This window comes from Paeniglutamicibacter sp. MACA_103 (assembly GCF_045798555.1).
GTDB lineage: Bacteria > Actinomycetota > Actinomycetes > Actinomycetales > Micrococcaceae > Paeniglutamicibacter.
Genome location: NZ_JBIXLN010000083.1, coordinates 1 through 7,116 on the forward strand (window position 1 = coordinate 1; position 7,116 = coordinate 7,116).

At 68.3% G+C, this 7,116-nt stretch carries 8 protein-coding genes; 3 read left to right on the forward strand and 5 right to left on the reverse strand.

Annotation, left to right across the window (positions count from 1 at the left end; genetic code table 11):
• Nucleotides 1-49: 49 nt before the first annotated feature.
• From zwf to pgl, 3 genes are read left to right on the forward strand one after another with little or no spacing between them, the layout of a single operon-like run.
• Entirely contained in the window at nucleotides 50-1,609 is a 1,560-nt protein-coding gene (zwf, locus tag ACIPVK_RS21290; RefSeq protein WP_407613986.1) for a glucose-6-phosphate dehydrogenase, read from the forward strand.
• Nucleotides 1,606-2,547 carry a glucose-6-phosphate dehydrogenase assembly protein OpcA gene (locus ACIPVK_RS21295; protein ID WP_407613987.1) on the forward strand — a complete coding sequence of 314 codons (942 nt, stop codon included), beginning with the start codon at nucleotides 1,606-1,608 and terminating at the stop codon, nucleotides 2,545-2,547. Before zwf ends, ACIPVK_RS21295 begins: the two co-directional genes overlap by 4 nt.
• The gene (gene pgl / locus ACIPVK_RS21300; RefSeq protein WP_407613988.1) at nucleotides 2,531-3,301 is read left to right on the forward strand and encodes a 6-phosphogluconolactonase; all 771 of its coding nucleotides are present in this window, start codon (nucleotides 2,531-2,533) and stop codon (nucleotides 3,299-3,301) included. The genes ACIPVK_RS21295 and pgl overlap by 17 nt, the downstream gene beginning before the upstream one ends.
• A 90-nt stretch (nucleotides 3,302-3,391) precedes the next feature.
• On the opposite strand, the gene secG is transcribed toward pgl, so the two are convergent.
• The 5 genes from secG to ACIPVK_RS21325 form a co-directional block, all read right to left on the reverse strand.
• Complete coding sequence (gene secG / locus ACIPVK_RS21305) at nucleotides 3,392-3,643, reverse strand: preprotein translocase subunit SecG (protein ID WP_407613989.1); 252 nt, start codon at nucleotides 3,641-3,643, stop codon at nucleotides 3,392-3,394.
• 28 nt (nucleotides 3,644-3,671) lie between these two features.
• Nucleotides 3,672-4,487 (reverse strand): triose-phosphate isomerase, encoded by an 816-nt coding sequence (tpiA, locus tag ACIPVK_RS21310; protein WP_407613990.1) that lies wholly within the window; start codon nucleotides 4,485-4,487, stop codon nucleotides 3,672-3,674.
• Entirely contained in the window at nucleotides 4,484-5,716 is a 1,233-nt protein-coding gene (locus ACIPVK_RS21315; protein ID WP_407613991.1) for a phosphoglycerate kinase, read from the reverse strand. Before ACIPVK_RS21315 ends, tpiA begins: the two co-directional genes overlap by 4 nt.
• 28 nt (nucleotides 5,717-5,744) lie before the next feature.
• Nucleotides 5,745-6,758: a type I glyceraldehyde-3-phosphate dehydrogenase gene (gene gap / locus ACIPVK_RS21320; RefSeq protein ID WP_407613992.1), complete on the reverse strand. Its 1,014-nt coding sequence runs from the start codon at nucleotides 6,756-6,758 to the stop codon at nucleotides 5,745-5,747.
• A gap of 238 nt (nucleotides 6,759-6,996) precedes the next feature.
• On the reverse strand, nucleotides 6,997-7,116 hold a 120-nt coding region (locus ACIPVK_RS21325), incomplete at its 5' end, for a Fe-Mn family superoxide dismutase (protein ID WP_407613993.1).

Here is a 7,116-nt window from a genome sequence, read left to right on the forward strand (position 1 = left end):
CCGTCCCCGTCTCCCCACCCCCTCCCAACACCTGAAGGCTCCTCCCTTGATGCCCGATTCCACCCGGCGCCCCGCGCGCAACCACCCCAATCCCCTGCGTGACCGCCGGGACCGGCGCCTTGACCGCATTGCCGGCCCCTCCGCCCTGGTGTTCTTCGGCATCACCGGCGACCTGGCCCGCAAGAAGCTCATGCCAGCCGTCTACGACCTGGCCAACCGCGGCCTGCTGCCGCCGAATTTCGCCGTCGTGGGCTTCGGGCGCCGCTCCTGGAGCGCGGCCGAGTTCGCCGCCGAGGCCAAGGCCTGGGTGCGGGACCATGCGCGCACCCCCTTCAACGAGACCGTGTGGGAGCAGCTGGCCAGCGGCTTCAGGTTCATTTCCGGCGGGTTCGACGACGACGCCGCGTTCATCACGCTCCGCGAGACCCTCGACGACCTGGCAAAAAGCCGCAGCACCGGCAAGAACCACGCCTTCTACCTCTCGATCCCGCCGAACTCCTTCGAGACGGTCTGCGAGCAGCTCTCGCGGCACGGGCTGGCCAACGACGACTCCCCCGACGCCGGCTGGTCGCGCGTGGTCATCGAGAAGCCCTTCGGCCACGACCTGGCTTCCGCCCGCGAGCTGAACGAGATCGTCGAGTCGGTCTTCCCGCCCGACGCGGTCTTCCGCATCGACCACTACCTGGGCAAGGAGACGGTGCAGAACCTGCTGGCCATGCGCTTCGCCAACCAGCTCTTCGAGCCGCTGTGGAACGCCAACCACGTGGACCACGTGCAGATCACCATGGCCGAGGACATCGGCATCGGCGGGCGCGCGGGCTACTACGACGGGGTGGGCGCGGCCCGCGACGTCATCCAGAACCACCTGCTGCAGCTGCTGGCGCTCACCGCCATGGAGGAGCCGATCAGCTTCGACGCGGACCACCTGCGCAGCGAGAAGGAAAAGATCCTCGCCGCCGTGCGCCTGCCGGCGGACCTGGCCGCCGCAAGCGCCCGCGGCCAGTACACCTCCGGCTGGCAGGGCGGGGAAGAGGTCACCGGATTCCTGGACGAGGAGGGCTTCAACCCGGCCTCCAAGACCGAGACCTACGCGGCCATCAAGCTGGAGATCAACACCCGCCGCTGGGCCGGGGTGCCGTTCTACCTGCGCGCCGGCAAGCGCCTGGGACGCAGGGTCACCGAGATCGCCGTGGCCTTCAAGCGCGCCCCGAACCTGCTCTTCCGCGACCACAAGGACGACGAGTTCGGGCAGAACGCCATCGTCATCCGGGTCCAGCCCGACGAGGGCGTGACCATCCGCTTCGGCTCCAAGGTCCCGGGCACGCAGATGGAGGTGCGCGACGTGACCATGGACTTCGGCTACGGGCACGCGTTCACCGAGTCCTCCCCCGAGGCCTACGAGCGGTTGATCCTCGACGTGCTGCTGGGCGAGCCGCCGCTGTTCCCCCGCCACGAGGAGGTCGAGCAGTCCTGGCGCATCCTTGACCCGTTCGAGGAGCACTGGGCGGCGCTGCCCGAACAGCCCGAACCCTACGCCCCCGGTTCCTGGGGCCCGGCCTCGGCCGACGAATTGATGGCCCGCGACGGAAGGACATGGCGCCGCCCATGATTGTGCAGATGCAAGACACCACGACCTCGAAGATCTCCAAGGAACTGGTCACCATGCGCCGGGCCGGCGGGTCTTCCGCGCTCTCCCGCGTGCTGACGCTGCTGGTGATCACCAGCGCCGGGTTCGAGGAGGACGCCATCGCCGCGGCCTCGCTGGCCAGCCGCGAACACCCCTGCCGCATCGTGGTGGTCGTCCAGGGCGCGTCCACCGGGACCACCCGGCTGGACGCGCAGATCCGCCTGGGCGGGGACGCCGGTGCAGCGGAGGTCATCGTGCTGCACACCTTCGGGCCCGACGCGCACGTGGACGAGTCCCTGGTCTCCGGGCTGCTGCTGCCCGACGCGCCGATCGTGGCCTGGTGGCCGCACGGGGTGCCGAAGGACGCCTCGGGGACCCCGCTGGGGAAGATCGCGCACCGCCGCATCACCGATTCCGGCGCCGAGGACGACCCGCGCGCCGCGCTGTTCTCCCTGGCCGAGTCCTACCGGGCCGGGGACACCGACCTGGCTTGGACCCGGCTGACGCTCTGGCGCGCCCAGCTGGCCTCGGTCTTCGACCAGCTCGACCCCGCCGAGGTCACCTCCGCGACCGTCACCGGCGCCGTGGACTCACCCTCCACCGTGCTGCTCGCGGCCTGGCTGCGGCTGTGCCTGGGGATCCCGGTGACCCTGGCGTCCTCCCCCGAGGGCACCGGCGTCCGCTCGGTGCGATTCGCGCTGCCCACCGGGGACGTCGAGCTTTCCCGTCCCCCCGGTGACGTGGCCGAGCTGTACCAGCCGGGCCAGAAGGCCCAGCTGATCTCCCTGCCGCAGCGCTCGGTCTCCGACTGCCTGGCCGAGGAAATGCGCCGCCTGGACCCGGACGAGGTGTTCGGCGAGGTCGTGCGCGAGGGCCTGAAACGCACCAACCTGAGGAGCATCCGTGCCAGTGAACGCTAGGCGACACGTCGTCATCCACCCCGACCTGCCCGCCACCGCGGCGGCCGTCGCCGCCCGGCTGCTCACCGCGGTGCTGGACGCGCAGGCGGCCCGCGGCGAGGCGTCCATCGTGCTCACCGGCGGCACCCTGGGCATCGCCTCCCTCGCGCAGGTCGCCGCCTCCCCCGCCCTGGGCGCGGTGGACTGGTCGCGGGTGAACATCTACTGGGGCGACGAGCGCTTCGTCGAATCCGGCTCCCCGGACCGCAACGCGGTGCAGGCCGAGGTGCTCCTGGGCGTGCTCGATGCCCACGGGCTGGACCGCGGCCGCGTCCACCCGATGGGTTCGACCGATGACTTCGCCACCCCGGAGCTGGCCGCCGAGGCCTACGCGCGGCTGCTGGCCCAGGAGGCGGCCACCGAGGGCACCGCCGGCGCTGTGCCGGTCTTCGACGTGCTGATGCTGGGCATGGGCCCGGATTCGCATGTGGCCTCGCTCTTCCCGGACCACGAGGGCGCGACCCGCACCGGGGTCCCGGTCATCGGCGTGCGGGATTCGCCCAAGCCGCCGCCGCTGCGTGTCTCACTGACCTTTGAGACCATCAACACCGCCCGCGCCGTGTGGCTCGTGGTGGCCGGGGCCGACAAGGCACCTGCCGCCGGGGTCGCGCTGGGCGAGGCCCCCGTGACACGCGAACGCGTTCCCGCCTCGGGGGTCGCCGGCACGCAGGGCACCTGGTGGCTCATGGACGCCGCCGCCGCGGCACTCATCTAGCGCTCCCCACACCCCGCACGGCACACGCAAAAGCGCGGCCCGCCTCTTCCTGGAAGGATGAGGCGGACCGCGCTTTTTGTTGCTGGAAGGCTAGGACTCGACGCTGAAGCGCATGACCAGGCCCAGCCCGATGATGACCGTTGCCCAGGTGATTCCCAGGACGATGGTCACTCGGTTGAGGTTGCGCTCGGCGACGCCGGAGGAACCCAGGGAGGTGGTCATGCCACCGCCGAACATGTCCGACATGCCGCCGCCGCGACCCTTGTGCAGCAGGATCAACAGCGTGAGCAGCAGGCTCGTGATAAGCAGCAAGATCTGCAAGACCATCTTGATGACGTCCATAATTGCCCTTCAATCAGCTCGGTGGCGATTAGTCGGTCACCAGGTGGTGCTCGAACCTAACTATGTTAGCAAATTCCGCGGCGTCCAGGGATGCCCCGCCGACCAACACGCCGTCGACGTCGCGTTCGGCCAGGATCTGCGCCACGTTCGACGCCTTGACCGAGCCGCCGTAGAGCACCCGGACCTTGGAGGCCACGTCGTCGCCGAAGAGCTGCGCCAGCTCGGTGCGGATGGCCGCACAGAGTTCCTGCGCGTCCTTCGGTCCCGCCACCTCGCCGGTGCCGATCGCCCACACCGGCTCGTAGGCCACGACCAGGGTCTGCGCCTGTTCGGCCGTGATGCCGGCCAGCGAACCGCGCAGCTGCTCGAGCGTGTACTCGACGTGCGTGCCGGCCTGGCGGATTTCCAGTCCCTCGCCCACGCACAGCACCGGGACGAGCCCGTGGCGGTAGGCGGCGGCGACCTTGGTGGCCAGCAGCTCGTTGGACTCGCCGTGCAGGGCACGGCGCTCGCTGTGGCCGACCAGCACGTAGCCGCAGCCCAGGCGGGAGAGGAACTGCCCGGAGATCTCCCCGGTGTACGCGCCTTCGTCCTGGGCGGAAAGGTCCTGGGCGCCGTAGCGCACCGGGAGGTTGTCGCCCATGGTCAGCGTCTGCACGCCGCGCAGGTCGGTGAACGGCGGGAAGACCGCCACCTCGACCCGCTCGAAGTCGTGCTCGGCGTCGGCAAGGGTCCAGGCCAGCTTCTGCAGCAGCGTGATGCCCTGGACGTGGTCCATGTTCATCTTCCAGTTGCCGGCAATCAGCGGCTTCCGGTCGAATTTACCGTTGGTCGATGTGGTCACTTACGCGCCTCCAAGGCAGTCAGGCCGGGCAGTTCCTTGCCCTCGAGGTACTCGAGGGAGGCACCGCCGCCGGTGGAAATGTGTCCGAAGTCGTCGTCGTGGAAGCCCAGCGTGCGCACCGCGGCCGCGGAATCGCCGCCGCCGACGACGCTGAACGCCTCCGAGTCGGCCAGCGCGCCCGCCACGGCACGGGTGCCGCCCGCGAATGCCGGGATCTCGAAGACACCCATCGGGCCGTTCCAGAACACCGTGTTGGCGCTGCGGATGTAGCTGGCGAACTTCTCCCCGGAATCCGGGCCGATGTCCAGGCCCAGCCCGGTGGCGCCGAAGGCACCGCCTTCGATGTTGTCGGCGGCCAACACCTCGTGCTCGGCGTCGGCCCCGAACTTGGAGGCCACGACCACGTCGGTGGGCAGCACGATGTCGCAGCCCAGTTCCTTGGCGCGCTTGAGGTAGCCGCGGCAGGTCTCCAGCTGGTCTTCCTCAAGCAGCGAGCCGCCGACCTCGTGGCCCTGGGCCTTGAGGAAGGTGAAGGCCATGCCGCCGCCGATGAGCAGGTGGTCGGCGCGTCCGAGCAGGTTGTCGATGACCGCCAGCTTGTCCGAGACCTTGGAGCCGCCCAGCACGACCACGTAGGGGCGCTTGGGTGCCTCGGTGAGGGTCTTGAGGACCTTCACCTCGGTGGCGACCAGGTCGCCCTGGTAGGCCGGAAGCAGTGCGGCGATGTCGAAGACCGAGGCGTGCTTGCGGTGCACCGCACCGAAGGCGTCGTTGACGTAGGCGCCGTTCTCGCCGGTCAGCGCGGCCAGCTCGGCCGCGAATTCGGCGCGTGCCGCGTCGTCCTTGGAGGTCTCGCGCGCATCGAAACGCACGTTTTCCAGGACCAGCACGGCGCCGTCGGTCAGTTCGCCGGCCAGTTGGCGGGCCGAGGCGCCCACGACGTCGGTTGCGGTGCGCACGTCGAGCCCGGAGAGCTCGGCGAGGCGGGTGGACGCCGGGGAGATGGAGTACTTGGGGTCGGGTTCGCCCTTGGGGCGGCCGAGGTGAGCCATGACAATGACGCGTGCGCCGGCCTCGGCCAGCTTCTGCACCACGGGTATGGAGGCGCGAACACGCCCATCGTCGGTGACGGTGAGGCCATCGAGCGGCACGTTCAGGTCGCTGCGGACCAGAACGCGCCGCCCAAGGACACCATCGGCGATCAATTCGTCGAGAGTGTGGGAAGTCATTTGACTAGGTTATCGGAAGAGTCCGGGACTAGCCGAGCCGCGCGCCGACATATTCGGTCAGGTCAACCAGTCGTGAGGAGTAGCCCCATTCGTTGTCGTACCAGGCGACGATCTTGGCGGTGGTGCCGATGACGGTGGTGAGGCCGGCGTCGAAGATCGCGGAGTGCTCGTCGTGGACGATGTCGGTGGAGACCAGCGGATCCTCGGTGTACTTCAGGTAGCCGACCAGCGGTCCCTCCGCTGCCGCCTTCTTGAAGGCTTCGTTGATTTCCTCGACAGTGGCCTCGCGGGCCAGGTTCACGGTCAGGTCGGTGGCCGAGCCGGTGGGCACGGGAACGCGCATGGCGTAGCCGTTGAGCTTGCCCTTGAGCTCCGGGAGGACCAGGCCGATGGCCTTGGCCGCACCGGTGGAGGTCGGGATCATGTTCAGTGCTGCGGCACGGGCACGGCGCGGATCGGACTTGTGCGGGGAATCCTGCAGGTGCTGGTCCGCGGTGTAGGCGTGGATGGTGGTCATCAGGCCGTCGACGATGCCGAACTGGTCGTTCAGGACCTTGGCGATCGGGCCCAGGCAGTTGGTGGTGCAGGAGGCGTTCGAGATGATGTGGTGCTTGTCGCCCTCGTACTTCTCGTGGTTGACACCCATGACGATGGTGATGTCTTCGTGGGAAGCCGGGGCGGAGATGATGACCTTCTTGGCGCCTGCCTGCAGGTGCTTCTCGGCGTCGGCGGCCTTGGTGAACAGGCCGGTGGACTCGATGACGACGTCAACCCCGAGTTCGCCCCAGCCCAGGTGTGCGGGGTTCTTCTGCGAGAGCACCTTGATGCGCTTCTTGCCGATGACGATGTAGGCGCCGTCAACGCTCACGTCTTCGGCCAGGCGGCCCAGGACGGAGTCGTACTTGACCAGCATGGCCAGGTCGTTGATGGAACCAAGATCGTTTACCGCGACGATCTCGATGTTTGCGCCCTTCGCGAGGGATGCTCGCAGGAAGTTGCGACCAATGCGTCCGAAACCGTTAATGCCAACACGGGTAGTCACGTGTGTTTCTCCTTGACAGAGTGATTTTGCCACTGCCGCGAAAAGAGGGCCCCGGTGTTGGGACACATGAAACGGAGTGGCTTGGAAAAATTGGACACTCCGTTGTGTCGTCAGCTGGGTTGCTGACCGGTTGTTGCGTGTCTTGCGGATTGAACCGCAAGACACGCAAAACACGATGTTTACATCCTACGCCATAACGGCGAAAAATGTGAGGAGGCTTACGTCTCCGGGTCCGCGGTTACTTGCCGGGGACGACGAGCTTCGGGGCACCGGCACGCGCCGCCTCGAAGCGGGCCGAGACATCCGCCCAGTTCACGATGTTCCAGAACGCCTTCACGTAGTCGGCCTTCACATTCAC